We start from the raw sequence: 20,880 nt of genomic DNA on the forward strand, positions 1-20,880 counted from the left end.
AAGGTTGTTTGAAGGCGGCTGCGAGTCTGGCTTCGGTAAGAGGGTGTTGATGGGCAAGACAGTATCCATGCAGCAAATATCCACGCAGCACGCATCCATGCAGCCCGTACCCATGCAGCATGCCGGCCCTAGCGCCCGCTTCCGCCTGCCCCGGCGGATTTCGCGCCTGGGCATGCCGCTTGCCATGGCGGGCCTGGCGTTGTTGCTGGCCGGTTGCGCAAAACCGCCGAGCCAGCGGGTTTACAGCGACAGCACGCCCTACCAACTGCCGCCGCAGGAAGTGGATTCCGCCTATGGCCATTTCCTGGCCGCGCGCCATGCCCGGCTGAACCGCGATTACGTCGCCGCCGCCGCCTATTACCAGCGCGCCATGGCGCTGGATCCCAACAACGCACAGGTGGTGCAAGGCGCCTTCCTGTCGCTGCTGGCCGCCGGCAACACGCCCAAGGCAATGGAACTGGCGCCTGCCCTGCTGGTGCTGAATCCGAACGACCATATGGCGCGCATGGCGATTGCCAGCAATGCGATCTTGCGGCGGGATTACGATGCCGCCCTGGCGATGGTGGCCAGCGGCCCGCAAGGCGGCATTCATGGCGCGTTCAATCCGCTGATCGCCGCCTGGGCCGAAGTGGGCAAGGGCAATGCCGATGCCGCCAAGGCGGCGCTGGCGCGGCTGGACCGCAACCCGCTATTCGGCGGTGTGCATGACCATCTCAAGCCTTTGCTGCTGGAAGCCCTGGGCCTGAGCAACGAGGCGCTGGCAGTGTATGCCGCCGCCGCCGAAACGCCCGAACGGGTGGGGGCGCGGCAAACCGATGGCTATGCCCGCCTGCTGCAACGCATGGGCCGCACCGAGGAAGCGCGCGCCCTGGTGCAGCGCAGCCTCGATCTCAGCCCCGAGAATGCCACCCTGCAGGCTGCGATGAAGCGGCTGCTGGGTCCGCAGAATGCCACAACCCTGGCGCCGCTGGTGGGCAATGCCCAGGATGGTTTCGCCGAAAGCCTGTATGCCGCCGCCAATGCCTTCGGCCGCAACGATGGCGGCGAGTTGACCGAGTTGCATCTGCAACTGGCGCTGACCCTGCGGCCCGACATGGATGATGCCCGTGTGCTGCTGGGCGACATCTACGAATCGCGCAAGCATTGGCAACGCGCCATCGACACCTATGCCAAGGTGAATCCGCAAGGCGTGTATGGCGAGATGGCGCAGACCCGCATCGCGGTGAGCACCTACGAGATGGGCGAACGCGAGGCCGCCGTGCGCATGCTGCGCCGTACCGCCGCCGCCAATCCCGACGATTACCGCCCGCTGCTGACGCTGGGCGATCTCTACCGGCAATCGGAAATGTGGGTAGAAGCCGCCCGGGAATACACCGCAGCGCTGGAGCGCGTGCCGCAACTGGAACAGCGCCACTGGTTCATCCTGTTCGCCCGCGGCATCGCCTATGAACGTTCGAAGCAATGGCCCAAGGCCGAGCCCGACATGCAGAAGGCGCTGGAATTGCAGCCCGAGCAGCCGATGGTGCTGAACTATCTGGGCTATACCTGGGTGGATATGGGCCGCAATATCGACGTGGCCACCGATATGATCAAGCGCGCCGTGGCGTTGCGGCCCAATGATGGCGCCATCGTGGACAGCCTGGGTTGGGCCTATTACCGGCTGGGCCGCTATCCGGAAGCCGTGGTGAATCTGGAACGCGCGGTGGAACTGAAAGGCTCGGATCCGGTGATCACCGATCATCTGGGCGATGCTTACTGGAAAGTCGGCCGCCGCGCCGAGGCGCAATTCCAGTGGCGCCGCGCCCTGGGCCTGAAGCCCGATGCCGAGCTTGAGCAACAGGTGAAGCGCAAGCTGGAAGTCGGCCTCGATCCGGTCGCGGCGAAGTGAGCGGCGGCCTAGCCCTCGCCGCGCCCGCCAAGATCAACCTTTTCCTGCATGTCGTCGGCAAGCGGCAAAACGACCCTCACCGGGGCTATCACCAGTTGGAAAGCCTGGCGGTGTTCGCCCAAGATGAAGCCGCCTGCGACAGCCTGCTTGCCGAGCCGGCCGATCAGCTCTCGCTGACCATCGACGGGCCTTTCGCCACAGCGCTGAACAGCGATACGCCAAACAATCTGGTGCTGCGCGCCGCCCGCGCGCTGGCCGAACAGGCCGGCATCGCGCCGCATGCCAAACTCACGCTCACCAAGCGGCTGCCGGTGGCATCCGGCATCGGCGGCGGATCGGCGGATGCAGCGGCTGCGCTGAAAGCCCTGCGCCGGCTCTGGCGCCTCGATCTCGATGACGCAGCCCTGGCTGCCATCGGCCTCAGGCTCGGCGCGGATATTCCGGTCTGCCTGCAAAACCGGCCGATGCTGATGCAGGGCATCGGCGACATATTGCAGCCCGCCCCCGCCCTGCCCGCCTGCTGGCTGGTGCTGGCCAATCCCGGTGTGAGCCTGGCCACCAAGGATGTATTCGCGGCGCTGGGTGGCCGCTTCGGGCCATCGCAACCGCTCAGCGAAGCGCCGGCCAGCGCCGCCGATCTGGCGATCCAGTTACGCGCGCGGCGTAACGACCTGGAAGCGCCGGCGCGTTTCCTGGCGGCTGAAATCGACCCCGTGCTGGCGGCCTTGCGCGGCCAGGGCGGTTGCCTGCTGGCCCGGCTATCGGGCTCCGGCGCCACCTGTTTCGGGCTGTTCGGCGAGGCTCGCCTGGCGCAGATCGCCGCCCAGAGCCTGAGCCGCGCACATCCCGCCTGGTGGGTAGCCGCAACGGCGATTTAAGGCCTATTTAGCCCCGTGCCGAGGCTGGAAATCCCGGAATGATCCGATTATCTTCCGGCCCGCCTGCTGGGGCGTAGCCAAGCGGTAAGGCAGCGGTTTTTGGTACCGCCATGCGGAGGTTCGAATCCTCCCGCCCCAGCCAGCAATCCTTCCGGAAAATCAGGATCAGACCTTCGGCCTAGCATGGCTGTGGAGAGCATGGCCGCGATGCTTGTGGCCCTGCCCGCCGGCAACATGCATGTCGACCGGGATCGCCGACAGCTTGCCATGCATCACACCGGTTTCCGCCATCAACGCGTCGGCGAAACGGTGCACGGCCTGCGTCGGCCCCTGCAGCACGGCGATTTCCATACAGTAATCATGGTCCAGATGCACATGCATGGTGGAGCGCACAAGGTCATGGCTGGCATGCTGGGCATCCATCACCCGCTTGGGCAATTCGCGTTCATGATGGTTGTAGACATAGGACAGGCAGGCCACGCAATCGCCCACCGCCGCCTTCGGCGCCAATTGCTCGGCACGCAGCCGCTCACGCAGGATATCCCGCACCGCCTCGGAGCGGTTTTCGTAGCCCTTGCCTTCGATATAGCGGTCGAACTCGGCGAGCAAATCGCCATCCAGCGAAACAGTGAAACGTTCCATGTCCGGTCCCCGGTAAGTGCCCGGGCAGAATACCATGCGGCCGGCCTTATCGAATTAATGTATGAAAAAATAAAAAATCGTATTACTTTGCCGTCTGCCTTGCCCAGACAGAATAAGGGGGACGATAGATGCGCGGTTTTGCGGGGATGGTCGGCGTTGCATTGCTGTTTGCGGGACTTACCTGCGCGGATGCCCGCGCTGATGGCGGCCGGCTGGGTATCGGCCTGGCTACCGACATCACTGCAATGGACCCGCATTTCCACAATACCAGTTCCAACAACGCCGCATCCCGCCATGTATTCGATACACTGATCCGGCAGGACGAACGGCAGCAACTGCGCCCTGGCCTGGCCTTGAGCTGGACGCCCGTCGATCCGACGACCTGGGAAATCAAGCTGCGGCCCAACGTGAAATTCCACGATGGCAGCGACTTCACGGCCAAGGATGTGGTTGCCAGCCTGGCCCGCGCACCGAAAGTGCTTAACAGCCCTTCCAGCTTCGCGCTTTATACCCGCGCGGTGACAACCGCCGAAATCGTCGATCCCCTCACCCTGCGGCTCAGCACCGCGCAGCCGCATCCCCTGCTGCCCAACGATCTTAGCCTGGTACCGATCATATCGGCGCGGGCCGAACAGGCCAGCACGGAGGATTTCAACAGCGGCAGTGCCGCCATCGGCACCGGCCCATATCGCCTGGTTTCCTTCAAGCGCGGCGAAGCCATCGAATTGCAGGCCTATCCTGGCTATTGGGGCGGCACTCCGCCATGGGAGCGCGTTGAACTGCGCTTCATGCGCAACGGCCAGGCCCGGGTGGCCGGCCTGCTGGCGGGTGATGTGGATGCCATCGAAGCCCCGCCGCCGGCCATGCTATCCGAACTGCGCCAACATCAGAAAGTTGCCATATCGGCCACCACATCCAACAAAGTGGTTTTCCTGTTTCCCGATACCGGCCGGGAAACCACGCCTTTTGCCACCGATGGTACCGGCACTCCGCTGACGAAGAATCCCCTGCGCGACCTGAAAGTGCGACAGGCCATTTCAAAAGCCATCGACCGCGATGCATTGGCAAGCCAGATCATGCAGGGCGAGGCTATCCCCACCGCGCAATTGCTGCCCGAAGGCATGTTTGGCGTAAGCCCGCGCCTGAAGGCGATGCCGGCCGATCAGAGCACAGCCCGCAGATTGCTGGCCGAAGCTGGCTACAAGGATGGCTTCACCCTCACCCTGCACGGCCCCAACGACCGGTTCTTGAATGACGGCCAGATTCTGCCAGCGGTGGCCGCAATGCTGACGCGGGCCGGCATCAATGCGAAGGTGGAGGTGATGCCGTGGAATGTCTTCGTCACCCGCGCGTCGAAGCCGGAATTCAGCCTGTTTCTGGTGGGTTGGGGCGCCGGCACCGGCGAACCTTCCTCACCCTTGCGCGGCCTGCTTGCCACATATGACCGCGCGAGCGGAATGGGTAGCTCAAATCGCGGCCGTTGGTCTAACCCGGCATTCGATCGCTTGCTGGGTGAAGCCTTGGCAACGGTGGAGGATGGCAAGCGGGAATTGGCGCTGATCCGGGCCACGGAAATCGCCATGGACGATCTCGCGCTGATTCCTCTGCACCACGAAATGGCAAGCTGGGCGGTACGACATGGGCTGAAACATCAGCCCCGTGCCGATCAATACACCATGGCGATGGATTTCCGGCCCTGATCGGAATCACCTGATCGGAATCAATTCACCACGCGCCAGACGCCATCGGGCATCAGACAGGCGGTGCCGTAGCTGGGCTGCGGCACGCCGCCAACCATCACACTGCTCTGGTATTCGCGGCAATACTGGCCGTTGCTGGCCTGGTAGACCGGGCTGCTGGGCACGGCTGAGATGACCGGCTGCTGGTATTGCACAGGTGGCTGATACTGAACGGGCGGCTGCACATAAACCACGCGCGGCGGCGGTGGCTCTACATAGACCACCCGGGGCGGCGGCGCGCGGTAATAGACCGGCGGCGGGCCCCAATTGCTGTAGCGATAACGATCCGGCGGACCGCGATAGCGATGCCCGGGCGGCCCGTAATAGCCCCCGGAATAGCCGAAATAGAAACTATCCGCCTTGGCCGGCGCGGCGCTCAACAGCAACAATGTTGCAGCCAGCGCCATAAGCGCCAGGGCTGGCTTCGAGGTTTTCTGGGTGTTCGCTACATTCCTGGCCATCGCGGCAACTCCGGCGCATGACACGTGAGTGATGACGGGTGTGATCCTGCGCGGCAATCATGGCGAAATCACGGCTGAGGCGAAAGATTTTCAGCAAAAACGTTCAGCGGCAATTCCCGCTTACAATTCCCTGGCATCCTGCTTGCGGCGCACATCCTTCAGCCGGCTTGGCAATTCCGGCATATGCGGATTGGCAGCCAGCGCGCGCTGATAGGCGCGGATCGCCTCGGGCAGGTTATCCAGCCGCTCCATCATCAGGCCGAGGCCGCTGAGCGCACCGAAATGCCGGGGCTCCAGCTTGAGCGTGCGCTCAACATCGGCAACCGAAGCGGCGTAATTGCCGGCCAGGAAATAGGTGGTGGCGCGCTTGTTGTAGGCTTCGGCGAAATCCGGCTTCAGGTCGATCATCGCCGAGAAGATGGCGACCGCACGGGCATAATCGCCGCTATTCATCACCTCGGTGCCGGAGGCCAGCAGCGTGTTCAGCGTATCGGACTCCGAGCGGCTCCAGGCCTCCCAGATCTTGCGTTCGATCTGGCGCGCCTCGATGGGATTTTCGGTTTCGTAGAGTTTGTCGAACAGCGCATCAAGGCCTTCCGCCTCCGCCGCAACACCCGGCAAGGGCAGCATGAACAGGGCCGAAACCAGCAGGACAGCGAGTCTGCGCATGACGATGATGGTAGGCCGCCCTCGGCCTTTCGGCAAGTTCACTCTTTTGCGAGAGGTGAGGAATTTTTTGTGCGTCGGACTGTCTAACCATAGGCAACTGCATTTTTTGGGAAGGAACCCACCCGATGAAAACCGCACCCATTCTGGCCGCCGCCATGCTGGCCTTCAGCCTTGCCGCCTGTGCCGGCAGCATGGCGCCTGCCAAATCCGCCGATACCGGCATCGGCCAGGTGCTGGTCGATGGCAAGAGCATGACGCTCTACACCTTCGACCGCGACAGCACGCCCGGAAAATCCGCCTGCAACGGCCCCTGCGCACAGAACTGGCCGCCGTTGATGGCAGCGGATGGCGCCAGCGCCAGCGGCGATTGGAGCGTGATCACCCGCGACGATGGCGGCAAGCAATGGGCCTACAAGGGCAAGCCGCTTTATACCTGGATGCGGGATCAGAAGCCGGGCGACACCACCGGAGAGGGTTTCAACAATATCTGGCGGGTGGCGCGGCCCTGATTCTGGCCCTGATTGCGCGGCCCTGATTTCGGGGCCAATCATCGGGCGGCGGGAATAAACCCGGCATTCGGTTGTCTTACCTTGTAAGATGCCCGCAATGCTGCCTTTCCGCCGCCCTGCCCCGCATGCCATCGAAGCCGAGATTCCCCGGCTGCGCCGGCATGCGCGCGGCCTGCTGCGCGATGCGGCGGCGGCCGACGATCTGGTGCAGGATTGCCTGACCAAAGCCCTGGCGGCCTGGAACCAGCGCCGCGATGATGGCGCGCTCAGGCCTTGGCTGTTTGCCATTCTGCACAATACATGGCGCAACCGGCTGCGGCGCGAGGCGATCCGCCCCGATGCGGCGATGCTGGACGAGGATCATCCCGGCCCGGCGGTGAGCGGCGGGCAATGGGAAAAACTGGAATTGCAGGATCTGCAAAACGCACTGGACATGCTGGCGCCCGAACATCGCAGCCTGTTGCTGCTGATCGGCGTGGAGGGTTTGAGTTATGAAGAAGCAGCGCGGGCGCAAGGCGTGCCGCTGGGCACCGTGATGTCGCGCCTGACCAGGGCGCGCGAGCGACTGCGCATTCTGATGGCGGGCGAGAGCGGCGCCGATCCGAACCGCCCGCGCCTGCGGCCAGGATTGAAGAGGGTGAAATGAGCCAGCCCGAAAGCATCATCGACGACGCCCTGCTGCATGGCTATGTGGATGGCCAACTGACAGCCGCCGACCGCGCCCGCGTGGAAGCGCATCTGCTGCAGGATGCCGAGGCGAGCCGCAAGGTGGAAGCCTGGGCGGCGCAGGCCGATGCCTTGCGCGCCGCCTTCCCGCTGGACGAAGCCGAGCCGGTGCCGGCGGCGATGCGCGCGGTATTTGCCCGGCCCAGCCTGCTGGACCATGCCCGCAGCATCGCGCCGCGCCTGGCCGCGCTGTTGCTGGTGGCCATTCTCGGCGGCGGCGCGGGCTGGTGGGGCCATGCTCGCTTCGGCGGCAATCCACTGCCGCCGCTGCCGCGCGAGGCAGCGCGCGCCCATGCCATCTACACCGCCGAGGTTTTGCATGCGGTGGAGGTGCCGGCCTCGGAAGAAAAGCATCTGGTGGCCTGGCTGTCGAAGCGGCTGGGCACGCAGTTGAAGGCGCCTTATCTGGGCAATGCCGGCTTCAATCTGGTGGGCGGCCGCCTGCTGCCCGCAGGCCGCAAGGATCTGGCGGCGCAATTCATGTACGAAAATCCGCGCGGCGAACGGCTGACGCTGTATATCCGCGATGGCGAGCCCGGCGAGGATAGCAGCTTCCGCGTAACGGAAGAGAATGGCGCCACCGGCTTCTACTGGGTGGATAACGGCTATGGCTATGCCCTGGTGGGGCCGTTGCGCCGCGATGCCATGCTGCCGATCGCGCGCGAGGTTTATGCGCAGTTGATCAACTGAAGCCGATCACAAACCCATCATCCTGATCAGCGCCGATGCCAGCGGCTGGTTCGCTTCGGCCGCCGCATACAGGATGGAAAAATGGTTGCCGCCGGAAATCCGCATCAGATCGGCCGGCGTGCCGGCATCGCGGCAGGCGGAATGGAAATCCAGGCTCTGTTCGATCCAGGCCTGCGGTTCGGCATCGCCCACCGCCACCAGCACACGGGATTGCGGCAGGCGCAGCGGCTGGGCGACCACGTTGTTGCGCCTGGCGGTGGCACCATCCAGGCCGATCTCGGCATTCACCGGAACATGCAGCACCGGCTCGGGATCGTAAACGCCCGATACCAGCGCCAGACCGGCCGGTTTGGGCCGCGCGCCCAGATCCTTGGGCCAGGGCAAGGCATAGGCGGCAGCCGCAAGATGCGCGCCAGCGGAATGGCCGAGCAGGAACAGCCTGGCCGGATCGGCGCCGAAGCCAGCCGCCTGGCCGGCCAGATGCGCAATGGCTTCCTGGGTCTGCCGCACGATCACATCCAGCGACACAGCGGGGCAGAGATCGTAATTGATATTCGCCACCACCGCGCCGGCCTTGAGAAACGGCTCTACCAGAAAACCATGCAGGCTTTTATCCAGCCCGCGCCAATAGCCGCCATGCACGATGATCAGCAGCGGCGCATCCTTGGCGCCTGCCAAGGCATGCGGCGGAACATGCAGATCGTAGGTTTGCAGCGGACCGGGGCCATAGCGCAGATCGAATTGCCCGCCGATGCGTTTATGGGTTTCCGCCGAGCGGGTCTTGTAGGCCTCGAAATGCACCGCGAAATCCGGCACGGCAATGCGCGGATTGTAATGGGCCTCGAGTTCCGCCGGTGAAAGGCTGCGCCAATCCATGAGCCGTTCCTATGCTTTGCTTGCTGCTGCTATGCCTGCTGCAGGGCCGCCTTGCGGCGCAGCAAAGCCAGAACGATAGCGATGGTGGGCGTGGCGATGCCCTGCATGGCCGCAAGTTCGGCCACCGCGCCGATGATGCTTTCGATTTCCATCGGCCGGCCGGCTTCCCAATCCTGCAGCATGGATGGCTTATGCAAAGCCACGCCGCCGCCTTCGGTCACGCGCTGCTCCACGCTCACCTCGAAACGGATGCCCAGCCCCTCGCCCACGCTCTGGCCTTCCCGCATCAGGGCCGTGAGCACCGCACGCATGGCGGGATCGGCCGCGACCTGCGCCTGGGTGCCGCCGGTGAGCACCGAACACGGGCTGAACGCCATGTTGCCCAGCAGCTTCACCCAGATATCGTGGCGGATATCGCTGCGCATCGGCGCATTGATGCCCGCCGCCATCAAGGCCTGGGAAATGCTGGCAAGGCGCGGCGATTGCGTGCCGTCGGGTTCGCCCAATGCCAGATTGGCCCTGGTCAGCCCACGTATTACGCCGGGCTCCGGCACCGAGGATGGCAGCCGCACCACGCCGCCGATCACCCGCTCGGGCGGCAAGGCGCGCCAAATCGCGCCATCGGGATCCACGGCTTTCAGATGCCGCCCGGCAACCGGCCCGGCATAGGCATGGAAATACCAATAGGGAATGCCGTTCATCGCGGTGACGATGGCGGTATCCGGCCCCAGCATGGGCGCCAGTTGCGGTGCCAGGGCCGGCAAGGCCGGTGCCTTCACGCTGATGATCAGCACATCCTGCCGGCCCAGCGCCGCCGGATCGTCGCTGGCCTTGGGATGCACGGTGAAATCCTCGCCATCGGCGGTCTGTATCCGCAGCCCCCTGGCCTGGATCGCCTGCAGATGCGGGCCGCGCGCCAGCAGGCTTACCTCCGCACCCGAACGGGCCAGCACACCGCCGAAATAGCCACCGATCGCGCCTGCGCCGACGATAGCGATCTTCATCGGCGCGCTCCTTCGCTCGCACGATCCGCCATCCAGGCCGCCAGCCTTTCGCGCTGCGCGGCTGTGACCCGCAGGCCGCATTTGGTGCGGCGCCATAATACGTCGTCGGCATCTAACGCCCATTCGCGCCGCATCAGCCAATCCACTTCGATGGCATACAGGCCGCCGCCGAAATCCTCACCCAGATCGGCAATGGTTTTCGCATCCCCCAGCAAGGCCGGCAGATGACTGCCATGGCGACGCGCCAGACGACGCAGCCATGCGGCATCGAGTTGCGGATAGCGCGCCAGCAGATCGGCCAGCAATGCCTCGAAGCTGGTGAAATCGCCGCCCGGCAGCGGCTTGCCATGCGTCCAGCCGGGACCGAGCTTGGGATAGAAAGGCTGCAGCTTTTCCATCGCATGTTCGGCCAGGCGGCGATAGGTGGTGAGTTTGCCGCCATAGACCGAGAGCAGCGGCGCGGCGCCGCCTTCGAGGTCCAGCACGTAATCGCGGGTGATGGCGGAAGGATCGTTCTCGCCATCATCATAGAGCGGCCGCACGCCGGCAAACGACCATACGATCATGTCGCGTGTGATCGGCGCCTTGAAATATTCGCCGGCCGCCGCGATCAGGTAGTCGGTCTCGGCCTCCGAGATATGCGCCGCACCGTCCAGATGATCCAGCGCCACATCGGTGGTGCCGATCAGGGTGAAATCCTGTTCATAGGGGATGGCGAACAGCACGCGGCCATCGGCATTCTGGAAGATGTAGCAATGCTCGCCCTCGAACAGCCGGCGCGTGACGATATGGCTGCCCTTGATCAGGCGGATGCCGTTTTTCGGCTGTTGCCCAAAGGCCCCGATCAGCGTGTCGCGCACCCAGGGCCCGGCGGCATTGACGATGCCGCGCGCCGCCACCTGGCGGGTATTGCCGCCTGCATCGGTGAGCGTGGCCTGCCATTGGCCATTCTCGCGCCGCGCGGCGGTGACGGCGGTGCGGGTGAGGATTTCGGCGCCCAATTCCTGCGCGCTCATGGCGTTGAGCGCCACCAGGCGGGCATCGTCCACCCAACCATCGGAATATTCGAAGCCGCGCCGGAATTCCGGCTTCAGCGGTGCGCCGCGCGGATCCCCGGTCAGTTTCAGCCCGACCGACCCCGGCAGGCTGACCCGGCGGGCCAGATGATCGTAGAGGAACAGCCCGATGCGGATCATCCAGGCCGGGCGCAGGCCGGGATGATGCGGCAGCACGAAGCGCAACGGCCAGATGATATGCGGCGCCAGCTTGAGCAGCACCTCGCGCTCGCCCAATGCCTCGCGCACCAGCCGGAATTCATATTGCTCGAGATAGCGCAGGCCGCCATGGATCAGCTTGGTGGCGGCGGCCGAAGTGGCGCCGGCCAGATCGCCGCGTTCGGCAAGCACCACTTTCAGGCCGCGGCCGGCGGCATCGCGGGCAATGCCGGTGCCGTTCACTCCGCCACCTATGACCAAAAGGTCTACAGGCTCAGACTGCATATTTGAAAACCGCAAAAAACCAGGAACAGGAACCGCGTTTATACGGTTACGCTGATCCGCTGCGCAAGGTCGATATCCAGTTGCCCGCGCCCGCCCCATTGGCGATACAGGCCATGCGCCGCCGCGCGCTGTTCGGCATCGGGCACGCTCTCCTGGTTTTGGGCCAAATTCTGCGCATGGAAGGTACCGATGCCCTTGGCCTCGCGCCAAGCCCGGCGGCGTTCCAGATGCGGCGGCAGATCGGCGGCTTCGGCCTTACTGGCGGGTGCGCCGGTTTCAGCCAGGCCGGTTTCCGCAAGGTCAGTGCGGCGGCGCAGATGGGGAAAACCGGTCGCGGCCTGGGCGGCGGTATCCGGTGCGGCCTGGGATGCGGTTTCCGCCTGGGCCTCAGGCTCGGATTGCGGCTTGGCGGCGGCGGCGAAATCCACCTTGGGCCCGCGCGGCGGGCCATGATTGACCCTGGCCCGGCTTTCATCGGGCCGAACCGGGGTTTGCGATATTGTTGCGACACGATCGAGCATGGCGGGTTTCGGACTCATGCCCTGAATCTCTTAAGAGGGGGTTAAGCCCCCTTCATTTGCATTCGGGCGCTTCGCCCAACGGCTCCTTCAACCGCCCATTCAGCCGGTAAACCTCCACCTCGCCGATGCGGCCCTTCACAGCCAGCATCCCCACCAGCGGCGGTTCGGGTTCCAGCATCGCGGCCCGCACCGTGGCACCGCTGGCCAGCACCAGGATTTCGTCTTCATCCGCCATATGGTCGCGGCCCAGTTGCTCCAGCCGCTGGGCGATATTCACCGTGTCGCCCACCACGGTGTAGTTCAGCCGGCCCGGCGCGCCGATATTGCCCACCACCACCGGCCCGGTATGCAGGCCGCAGCGGACGCGCAGCGTCGGCAGGCCGCGTTCGCGGCGGGCGGCATTATCCTCGATCAGCGCCGTATGGATGGCGGCCACGGCGCGGCAGGCATGGGCGGCCTGATCCTCGTCGCGCTTCAGCGCCCCCCAGATCGCCATCACGGCATCGCCGATGAATTTGTCGATCACCCCGCCTTCCGCCTCGATGCATGCCGCCATCAAGGCGAAATGCTCGTTGAGCAGATCGGCGGTTTCCTGCGCGGACATGTTTTCAGACATCGCGGTGAAGCCGACGATATCGGTGAACAGCACGGTTACATCGCGCTGCTTGGAAACCTTCACTGCCTCTTCGCCCTCGCGCAGCAGGCGGTTCACCAGCTTGCGCGGCACGTAATTGCCGAACCAGTTGAGCGCCTGATGCGCGGCATTCAGCGCCTGGGCGGCTTCGTCGAGTTCGCGCAAACGCAAACGCGGCAGCGGCGCCGAATTGAATTCCAGGCTGCGCAGATTATCGGCGGCTTCCGCCATTGCGCGGATCGGCTTGCCGATGGCGCGGCCCAGCCGCCAGGCCACCAAGATAGACAGTAGCAACCCCACCGCGCCCACCGCCGCCGCCCATTGCAGACGCACGACCTCGTTATCCACCTCTTCCAGAGGGAAATAACGACCGATCAGCCAGGGTTGCGAACCATAGCCGGGCAATTCGCGATAGACGAACATCCACAGCCGGCCCTCGGCTTCCGCCAGATGCGCACCACGATCGCGCACGATGGCCCGCGCCGACGCCACATCCTTGCGGCCGCTCCATATCCGAGCCAGCACCGGATCGTTGATCTCCTCCAGATTCGGCATCGGTTTTTCCACCGACAGGTGGTAATCCTCGTAAACCAGGCTGGGATGCGCCAACACCGAATATCGATCCACCAGGATGAAATTCATGCTTTCGCCGGCGATGCTGTCGGCGCTGAGCTGGCGCGACAGGGTATTGATCGAAAACACCGCCGCCGTCGCGCCAAGGAACTTGCCATCCCGCAGCAGCGGCGCGCGCAGATTCACCAGCGGCTGGCGTATCGCCGGCTCCCAGATCAAATCGCCCCAGACCGCCTGGTCGCTGGACAGGCCGGCATCCCGCATGCGCTCGATCATCTTGCGGGTTTCCGCCACGCGGCCCTCGGCGCCGGGATAATCATACAGCCCGCCCTGCATCACCTGGGTGCCGCCATTCAGATGGCGCACCACGCGCGTGGCGGTCATGTCTTCGCGCACCAGGCCCACGGCATCGATCTGCGGCAGGCCATCCAGCACCGCTGTCATGTAATCGGCCAGGCGGTTCGTATCGTTGAGATCGATATCGCCGCGATCGACGCGGTTGCGCAGGCCGATCACATGCTCACGCACCGGATCGAGCTGGCTGCGCACCCGCTCCACCGCGCGGTCGATGATGCGTTCGTTGCGATCCCGCAGCAGATCGACGGTATTGGCACGGCCGGAAAACATGGCGATGCCGAAGGCCACCGCAGACAGCAGCATCAGCACGCCGAAGCCAAGGCCCAGCGCAAGGGCTATATTAATCCGCCAACTTGGCGCTCTATGACCGGTCATATGGCGGCAGGCAACCTGAAATCAGGGCCGGGGATCAGGGTTTGATGCGGGCAAGGGTTTCCACCTGCCGGCGCAACTCTTCCAATTGCTGTTTCAGCGCGTCCACTTCGGGCGGCTGCTGAGCCGAACGCTGCTCCGGGCGCGCGGCGATGGGCGCACCCGGCGCCGATCCCGGTGAGGCACTGGATGCATTTCCAGAGGCAGAGCCGGGCATGGTGCCTGCCTCGCCGCCGATGGTGCCGAACGGATTGAACACGCTCATTGCGCGCTGGAACATCGCCATGTTCTGCCGGCCCATTTCTTCCAGGCCACGGAACGGAAACATCTCGCCGAAGGCTTCGGCCATGTATTGCCGCATCTGTTCCTGATTGCGCTGGAAGGATGCCATCGAAACATCCAGATAGCTGGGCACCAGGGTTTGCAGGCTGTCGCCGTAAAAGCTGATCAGGCGGCGCAGGAAACCGATCGGCAGCAGATTCTGCCCGGTCTTGCCCTCTTCCTCGAAGATGATCTGCGTGAGTACCGAACGGGTGATATCCTCGCCGGTCTTGGCATCTTCCACCACGAAATCCTGGCCGTCCTTCACCATCTGGCAAAGATTTTCCAGCGTCACGTATGACGACGTTGCGGTGTTATAAAGCCGCCGGTTGGCATATTTCTTGATCTTGATTGCCGGCGCCGCGGTCGGATTTTGCGTCTCTGCCACGAGTCTTCGCTCCCCTAGGTCGCACGATTACTCATATATCACCCGCAATCATGCTGCGGCGCAAGGGTCGGGCCCCCGCAATGCGAAAACCGGGCTTTCCGGCTGGCAGCCCGGGTCACTTTGGCTATACTCTGCCCATGGATGAAACCAGCGATGCCAACGCACTTGCCAAACGTTTCCTCGACCTCTGGCAGGAACAGGCCAGCCTCATCGCCACCGATCCGAAATTGGTGGAGATGGCCGGACTGTGGATGGGCCTCTGGCAGCATCATGCGGCGGCGGTGACACCCCATGCCGCGCCCGGAAAACCCCACGAATCCGCCACCGCAGGCGAAAACCAGGCCGGGCCCGCGCCCGCTGCCGCTGCATCTGGCAACGGCCAACCTGATCCTGCTGAGCTCGCTCGCCGCCTGGCCGAGTGTGAAGCTCGGTTGGCCGCTCTGGAAGCCGGGCAGCGGCCCGCACCCAGACACCGCAGACGCGCTCCGCCAAAACCTCGCCAGCCAGCCGGCTGAGGCCTTCGCCAAGGCCCTGGCCGAAGAAGCGCTGAACCGCCTTACAGCCCTGAATACCGGCATTCAGGCCTACCGCGACACGCCCTATCGCCGACCCGCCGATACCGCGCCGGCGATCCTGTCTGAAGGCAGCGCGCGGGTGCTGGATCTGGGCCGGCATTACGGCAGCGATGGCCAGCCGGTGCTGATGGTGCCATCCCTGGTCAACCGGCATTACGTGCTGGACCTGGCGCCCGGCCAAGGTGCGAACCAGGGCCAGAGCCTGGCGGCCTATCTGGCCCGGCGCGGCCTGCATCCGCTGCTGGTGGATTGGGGCGAGCCGGGCGAAGCCGAATTGGATTTCGACCTGACCGCCTATATCGAACGCATCGCGCGCTGGCTGCGACGATTGAAGCGCGACAATGGAAAGCCCGTGCTGCTGCTGGGCTATTGCATGGGCGGCAATCTCGCGCTGGCTGCCGCCTTGCGCGCGCCGCAAGCCGTGCAGGCTCTGGCGCTGCTGGCCACGCCGTGGGATTTCCATGCCGGCGGCGCGCATCAGGCGGCCCTGGTGAAAAGCTTGGCGCCGATCCTGGCTCCTGCCCCCGCCAAACCAGGCGAGAAACCGCAGCCCATGGCAGTGGACATGCTGCAAAGCTTCTTCTGGGCGCTGGATCCCCTCACCGCGCTGAAGAAATTCAGCCAGTTCTCGCGGCTGGAACCGGATTCAGACGCCGCCTTGCGCTTCACCGCGATGGAAGACTGGCTGAATGACGGCATCCCGTTGGCCGGCCCGGTGGCACGCGAATGCCTGCTGGAATGGTATGGCGAGAATACACCGGCAGCCAGCAAATGGCTGGTGGCCGGCAAGCCTGTGCAACCGGCGGAATGGCGCAAGCCTGCCATGGTGGTATTGCCCGAACGCGACAAGCTGGTGCCCAAAGCCGGCGCGGAAGCGCTGTGGCGCGCCCTGCCCGATGCCCGGCGCCATGATGCGCCCAGCGGCCATATCGGCATGGTGGTGGGCCCGCGCGCCGAGCAGGGTTTATGGCAACCCCTGGCTGATTGGCTGCTGGAAACCGCGAAACCTGCATAAATCTGCGACCTTGGTCGGCTGCAGCACGTATCCCCGGGGCTTGCCGCAACACCATCACACCCGGTATCGTTGCAGCAATCCCACAGCCAGTCATTATTTGGAGGAACTCGTCATGACTGAGATCGTTATTGCAGCGGCTGCCCGCACCCCGGTCGGTTCGTTCAACGGCTCGCTCAGCGGCGTGCCGGCGCATTATCTCGGCCAGGTGGCGATCGAAGGCGCGCTGCAGCGCGCCGGCGTGGCGCCTGCCGATGTGTCGGAAGTGATCATGGGCCAGATCCTCACCGCAGCGCAGGGCCAGAATCCCGCCCGCCAGGCTTCGATCAATGCCGGCCTGCCCAATGAAGTGCCGGCCTGGAATGTGAACATGCTGTGCGGCTCGGGCCTGCGCGCCGTGGCCTTGGGTTTCCAGGCGATCAAGAACGGCGACAGCGCCGTGGTGGTTGCCGGCGGCCAGGAAAGCATGAGCCAGGCGCCCCATGCCGCCTATCTGCGCGCCGGGCACAAGATGGGCGATCTCGGCTTCGTCGATACCATGATCAAGGATGGTTTGTGGGATGCCTTCAACGGCTATCACATGGGCAACACCGCCGAGAATGTGGCGATGCAGTTCCAGATCACCCGCGAACAGCAGGACGAATTCGCCGTCAAAAGCCAGAACAAGGCCGAGGCCGCGCAGAAGGCCGGCAAGTTCAAGGACGAAATCGTGCCCGTCACCATCAAGGGCCGCAAGGGCGATGTGGTGGTGGATGCCGATGAATATATCCGCCATGGCGCCACCATCGATACCATGGCCAAGCTGCGCCCCGCCTTCGCCAAGGATGGCTCGGTGACCGCCGCCAATGCGTCTGGCATCAACGATGGCGCTGCCGCCGTGGTGCTGATGAGCGCCGAGGAAGCCAAGAAGCGCGGCATCAAGCCGCTGGCCCGCATCGTCAGCTGGGCGCAATCCGGCGTGGACCCGAAGATCATGGGCACCGGCCCGATCCCGGCCAGCCGCGCGGCATTGAAGAAAGCCGGCTGGACCACCAAGGATCTGGATCTGGTGGAAGCCAACGAAGCCTTCGCCGCCCAGGCCTGCGCCGTGAACAAGGAACTCGGCTGGGATACCGACAAGGTGAACGTGAATGGCGGCGCCATCGCCATCGGCCATCCGATCGGTGCATCCGGCGCTCGCGTGTTGGTAACGCTGCTGTATGAAATGCAGCGCCGCGATGCCAAGAAGGGCCTGGCCACGCTGTGCATCGGCGGCGGCATGGGCATTGCCATGTGCGTGCAGCGCGATTAAGCGCTGCACCCTGCGAAGGGGCGCTGGGGAGCGCCTCCATCGTTTTGTAACTGCGACGCCAAATAAAAAACCCGAGGAGGCTTCATGTCGCGCGTAGCAATCGTCACCGGCGGTACCCGAGGTATCGGCGCTGCCATTTCCAAACTGTTGCACCAATCCGGCTACAAGGTGGCGGCCAATTATGCCGGCAACGAGGAGAAGGCCCGCGCCTTCGAGGCCGAGACCGGCATCAAGGCCTATAAGTGGAGCGTCGCCGATTACGACGCCTGCGTGGAAGGCGTGAAGAAAGTGGAGCGCGAGCTCGGCCCGGTGGATGTTGTGGTGAACAACGCCGGCATCACCCGCGACGGCACCATGCATCGCATGACCCCGCCGCAATGGCAGGAAGTGATCGACACCAATCTGGGTGGCTGCTTCAACATGTGCCGCGCCACCATCGACGGCATGCGCGAACGCGGCTTTGGCCGCGTGGTGAATATCGGCTCGATCAACGGCCAGGCCGGCCAGTATGGCCAGGTGAATTACGCCGCCGCCAAATCCGGTATCCATGGCTTCACCAAGGCTTTGGCGCAGGAAGGCGCGGCGCGCGGCATCACCGTGAATGCCATCGCGCCGGGCTATATCGATACCGAGATGGTGGCCGCCGTGCCGGCTAATGTGCTGGAAAAGATCGTGGCGAAGATTCCGGTGGGCCGCCTGGGCCGCGCCGAGGAAATCGCGCGCGGCGTGTTGTTCCTGGTGGCCGATGAAGGCGGTTTCATCACCGGCTCCACGCTCAGCATCAACGGCGGCCAGCATATGTATTGATGCGGCGCCATGCCGCACAGGAAAATCGTCGGCCATTCCAACAGCCGTCATGCCCGTACTTGTTACGGGCATCCATCCTTCAACAGCTTTGCTGGGTCAGGCATGGACCACCGGGACAAGCCCGGTGGTGACGATTTAGGCGATTGCGGCGATGCCCCCACCTACGCGGTGGCCGCGGCTTTCAGAATTTGAAGATGAAGATCACCGCCGCCACCAGGCAGGCGAAGGCCGCGAAGTAATTCCATTTCAGCGGTTCGCCGAGATAGAAAATCGCAAACACCGCGAATACCGCCAGTGTGATCACCTCTTGCGTGATCTTCAATTGCGCCGCGCTGAACCCGCTGGAAAATCCGATGCGGTTTGCCGGCACCGCCAGGCAATATTCAAAGAAGGCGATAGCCCAGGAGATCAGGATCACCTTCCACAGAATCTGCTCGGGATATTTCAGGTGCCAATACCAGGCAAAGGTCATCAGCACATTGGAGCCGAGCAGCATCAGGATCGTGGTCATCGTTGGACCTTAGGTGTTTGGGTTTGGCCTATTCCACTTTGGCGATCCGCAACACGTTGGTAGCGCCCGGGGTTCCGAACGGCACGCCGGCCGTAACCACCAGGCTGTCGCCCAGCTTGGCCAGGCCGCTCTCACGCGCCCGCCCCACTGCACGCATCACCATGTCTGCGAAATTCACCGCATCTGGCGATACCACTGGATTGATGCCCCAGGCAATCGCCAATCGCCGGGCCGTGGCCAGCGAAGGCGTGAGACAGAGGATGGGCGATTTCGGCCGCTCGCGTGCCGCGCGCAGGGCCGTGGAACCAGACATCGTATAGGTAACGATGGCCGCAGCCCCGATGGTTTCCGCCACCTGGCGAGCGGCGGCCGTGATGGCATCGGCGGATGTGGCATCGGGGCTGGCATGTTCGGCATCCATGATGCCGCGATAGAGCGGGTCGCGCTCCACCTGCTCGGCGATGGCATTCATGGTGGCCACCGATTCCACCGGATAATCGCCAGACGCGCTTTCCGCCGACAGCATCAGCGCATCGGCGCCGTCATACACCGCCGTGGCCACATCCGACACTTCGGCGCGCGTGGGTACCGGCGCCTTCACCATGCTATCCAGCATCTGGGTGGCCACCACTACCGGCTTGCCGGCCCGGCGGGCCTGCCGCACGATACGCTTCTGCTGGCCCGGCACTTCGGCCAGCGGCAATTCCACGCCCAGGTCGCCGCGCGCCACCATCAGCGCATCCGCCAGGGCGACCAATTCCTCCAGGCAGGCAATCGCCGCCGGCTTTTCGATCTTGGCCAGCAAGGCCGCACGCCCGCCGATCAAACCGCGCGCCTCGATCAGATCTTCCGGGCGCTGCACGAAACTGAGCGCCACCCAATCCACACCCATATCCAGCGCCACCGCCAGGTCGGCACGATCCTTGGGCGTAAGCGGGCTCATCGGAATCACCACGCCAGGCAGGTTCACGCCTTTGCGGTCGCTCAGATAACCGCCGACGATCACCTCGGCTTCGGCCCAATCGCCACCGGTCCGGCGTATCCTGAGCCGCAGCTTCCCGTCATCCAACAGCAGATCGGTGCCAGGTTGCAGGGCTTGCAGCACCTCCCCATGGGGCAGGCAGACCCGGTTGGCATCGCCCGGCGCCGGATCGGAATCCAGGCGGAACAGCTTGCCCGCCGGCAGGTCGGCGCCACCCTTGGCAAACACCCCCACGCGCAGCTTCGGCCCCTGCAAATCGGCCAGCAGGCCGATCGGGCGGTTCAGTTCGCGCTCCAGCGCCCGCACGGCATGGATGCGCTGGCGGTGATCGTCGTGGCTGCCATGGCTGAAATTGAGCCGGAACACATCCGCGCCGGCCTCCACCAAGGCCTTGATCTGATCCGGCCGCGAACTGGCTGGACCCAAGGTAGCAACAATCTTGCAGTTGCGCGCCCTTTTAGCGTTATGCTCGCTATGCATGCAGCCTCCCCCTTGAATGCCAACAGGTTAGGGCTTCTGTGAGACACTGCCAAGGAAATCTGTGTTTTATAATCAATATATAGAAACCGAAGCCAACCGGCGCGATATCAATCATTAAATATTGTCCAATGCTAACATCTTTGTATCTATTCGATGATTAGCGACCAGATCAGTTTTAAATTTGACCAAACCTCCGATGGAAATCGGATAACCGCCCATATCATATCAAATAGTCCATGCGAGTCTTCGACATCCGACGAGCGCAGCTCAACTTTGTCAGTTGGAAGTACCACTGCAGTTCGGTCTATCGCATTGTAAAAAAAGTATTGATGCTCTGTAGCCCCGATTAAACGCATTGAGCAATTAGGATATGATAAAGGGGGTGCAAAGATATACGAAATACATGGATAGTTTTCAGCAGTAAGAAGCCTCTCGACATCCAACATTGTTGTTGCTGACCTGAGCCCATAAAACT

General features: G+C 63.9%; 20 protein-coding genes and 1 tRNA gene. 10 read left to right on the forward strand and 11 right to left on the reverse strand.

The window, feature by feature from the left end:
* Window positions 1-97 precede the first annotated feature (97 nt).
* The 3 genes from KF827_RS06750 (at window position 98) to KF827_RS06760 (ending at window position 2,908) form a co-directional block, all read left to right on the forward strand.
* Entirely contained in the window at window positions 98-1,888 is a 1,791-nt protein-coding gene (locus KF827_RS06750) for a tetratricopeptide repeat protein (RefSeq protein ID WP_291002327.1), read from the forward strand.
* Window positions 1,885-2,766, forward strand: a complete 882-nt coding sequence (locus KF827_RS06755) for a 4-(cytidine 5'-diphospho)-2-C-methyl-D-erythritol kinase (protein ID WP_291002330.1) — start codon at window positions 1,885-1,887, stop codon at window positions 2,764-2,766. The genes KF827_RS06750 and KF827_RS06755 overlap by 4 nt, the downstream gene beginning before the upstream one ends.
* A gap of 67 nt (window positions 2,767-2,833) precedes the next feature.
* Window positions 2,834-2,908: transfer RNA gene (locus KF827_RS06760), tRNA-Gln, on the forward strand.
* A 23-nt stretch (window positions 2,909-2,931) separates the two neighbouring features.
* On the opposite strand, the gene nikR is transcribed toward KF827_RS06760, so the two are convergent.
* Complete coding sequence (gene nikR / locus KF827_RS06765) at window positions 2,932-3,408, reverse strand: nickel-responsive transcriptional regulator NikR (RefSeq protein WP_291002333.1); 477 nt, start codon at window positions 3,406-3,408, stop codon at window positions 2,932-2,934.
* Window positions 3,409-3,536: 128 nt separating this feature from the next.
* Between nikR and KF827_RS06770 the strand changes: the two genes are divergently transcribed.
* Window positions 3,537-5,108: an ABC transporter substrate-binding protein gene (locus KF827_RS06770; protein ID WP_291002336.1), complete on the forward strand. Its 1,572-nt coding sequence runs from the start codon at window positions 3,537-3,539 to the stop codon at window positions 5,106-5,108.
* 20 nt (window positions 5,109-5,128) lie between these two features.
* Here KF827_RS06770 and KF827_RS06775 read toward each other — a convergent pair whose 3' ends face one another.
* Together KF827_RS06775 and KF827_RS06780 are read right to left on the reverse strand one after the other, a co-directional pair.
* A complete protein-coding gene (locus tag KF827_RS06775) occupies window positions 5,129-5,608 on the reverse strand; it encodes a hypothetical protein (RefSeq protein ID WP_291002339.1) in 480 nt (159 codons plus the stop codon).
* A gap of 120 nt (window positions 5,609-5,728) precedes the next feature.
* Entirely contained in the window at window positions 5,729-6,277 is a 549-nt protein-coding gene (locus KF827_RS06780; protein ID WP_291002342.1) for a tetratricopeptide repeat protein, read from the reverse strand.
* A 125-nt stretch (window positions 6,278-6,402) separates the two neighbouring features.
* Between KF827_RS06780 and KF827_RS06785 the strand changes: the two genes are divergently transcribed.
* From KF827_RS06785 to KF827_RS06795, 3 genes are all read left to right on the forward strand, one after another.
* The gene (locus KF827_RS06785; protein ID WP_291002345.1) at window positions 6,403-6,786 is read left to right on the forward strand and encodes a hypothetical protein; all 384 of its coding nucleotides are present in this window, start codon (window positions 6,403-6,405) and stop codon (window positions 6,784-6,786) included.
* A 97-nt stretch (window positions 6,787-6,883) separates the two neighbouring features.
* Entirely contained in the window at window positions 6,884-7,432 is a 549-nt protein-coding gene (locus tag KF827_RS06790; RefSeq protein WP_291002348.1) for an RNA polymerase sigma factor, read from the forward strand.
* Entirely contained in the window at window positions 7,429-8,202 is a 774-nt protein-coding gene (locus tag KF827_RS06795; RefSeq protein ID WP_291002351.1) for an anti-sigma factor, read from the forward strand. The genes KF827_RS06790 and KF827_RS06795 overlap by 4 nt, the downstream gene beginning before the upstream one ends.
* A 6-nt stretch (window positions 8,203-8,208) precedes the next feature.
* On the opposite strand, the gene KF827_RS06800 is transcribed toward KF827_RS06795, so the two are convergent.
* The 6 genes from KF827_RS06800 to phaR are packed head-to-tail and all read right to left on the reverse strand — an operon-like array spanning window position 8,209 to window position 14,747.
* Window positions 8,209-9,078, reverse strand: coding sequence for an alpha/beta hydrolase (locus tag KF827_RS06800; protein WP_291002354.1), 870 nt, complete (start codon window positions 9,076-9,078; stop codon window positions 8,209-8,211).
* 29 nt (window positions 9,079-9,107) lie between these two features.
* Window positions 9,108-10,082, reverse strand: coding sequence for a 2-dehydropantoate 2-reductase (locus tag KF827_RS06805; protein WP_291002357.1), 975 nt, complete (start codon window positions 10,080-10,082; stop codon window positions 9,108-9,110).
* On the reverse strand, window positions 10,079-11,581 hold the full coding sequence (gene glpD, locus KF827_RS06810) for a glycerol-3-phosphate dehydrogenase (RefSeq protein WP_291002361.1): 1,503 nt from the start codon (window positions 11,579-11,581) through the stop codon (window positions 10,079-10,081). Before glpD ends, KF827_RS06805 begins: the two co-directional genes overlap by 4 nt.
* A 38-nt stretch (window positions 11,582-11,619) precedes the next feature.
* On the reverse strand, window positions 11,620-12,120 hold the full coding sequence (locus KF827_RS06815) for a hypothetical protein (RefSeq protein ID WP_291002364.1): 501 nt from the start codon (window positions 12,118-12,120) through the stop codon (window positions 11,620-11,622).
* A 34-nt stretch (window positions 12,121-12,154) separates the two neighbouring features.
* Window positions 12,155-14,041, reverse strand: a complete 1,887-nt coding sequence (locus tag KF827_RS06820) for an adenylate/guanylate cyclase domain-containing protein (RefSeq protein WP_291002367.1) — start codon at window positions 14,039-14,041, stop codon at window positions 12,155-12,157.
* A 34-nt stretch (window positions 14,042-14,075) separates the two neighbouring features.
* Window positions 14,076-14,747 carry a polyhydroxyalkanoate synthesis repressor PhaR gene (gene phaR / locus KF827_RS06825; protein WP_291002370.1) on the reverse strand — a complete coding sequence of 224 codons (672 nt, stop codon included), beginning with the start codon at window positions 14,745-14,747 and terminating at the stop codon, window positions 14,076-14,078.
* A 291-nt stretch (window positions 14,748-15,038) separates the two neighbouring features.
* Between phaR and KF827_RS06830 the strand changes: the two genes are divergently transcribed.
* From KF827_RS06830 to phbB, 3 genes are all read left to right on the forward strand, one after another.
* A complete protein-coding gene (locus KF827_RS06830; RefSeq protein ID WP_291002373.1) occupies window positions 15,039-16,337 on the forward strand; it encodes an alpha/beta fold hydrolase in 1,299 nt (432 codons plus the stop codon).
* A gap of 112 nt (window positions 16,338-16,449) precedes the next feature.
* A complete protein-coding gene (locus tag KF827_RS06835; RefSeq protein WP_291002376.1) occupies window positions 16,450-17,625 on the forward strand; it encodes an acetyl-CoA C-acetyltransferase in 1,176 nt (391 codons plus the stop codon).
* A gap of 84 nt (window positions 17,626-17,709) precedes the next feature.
* Window positions 17,710-18,432: an acetoacetyl-CoA reductase gene (gene phbB, locus KF827_RS06840; RefSeq protein ID WP_291002379.1), complete on the forward strand. Its 723-nt coding sequence runs from the start codon at window positions 17,710-17,712 to the stop codon at window positions 18,430-18,432.
* A 181-nt stretch (window positions 18,433-18,613) separates the two neighbouring features.
* Here the strand turns inward: phbB and KF827_RS06845 are convergent, their stop codons facing one another.
* Both KF827_RS06845 and pyk read right to left on the reverse strand, forming a co-directional pair.
* The gene (locus tag KF827_RS06845) at window positions 18,614-18,943 is read right to left on the reverse strand and encodes a DMT family protein (protein WP_291002383.1); all 330 of its coding nucleotides are present in this window, start codon (window positions 18,941-18,943) and stop codon (window positions 18,614-18,616) included.
* A 28-nt stretch (window positions 18,944-18,971) separates the two neighbouring features.
* Complete coding sequence (pyk, locus tag KF827_RS06850) at window positions 18,972-20,405, reverse strand: pyruvate kinase (protein WP_291002387.1); 1,434 nt, start codon at window positions 20,403-20,405, stop codon at window positions 18,972-18,974.
* Window positions 20,406-20,880: the final 475 nt, after the last annotated feature.

Source organism: Ferrovibrio sp. (assembly GCF_019636075.1).
Classification (GTDB): Bacteria; Pseudomonadota; Alphaproteobacteria; order Ferrovibrionales; family Ferrovibrionaceae; genus Ferrovibrio.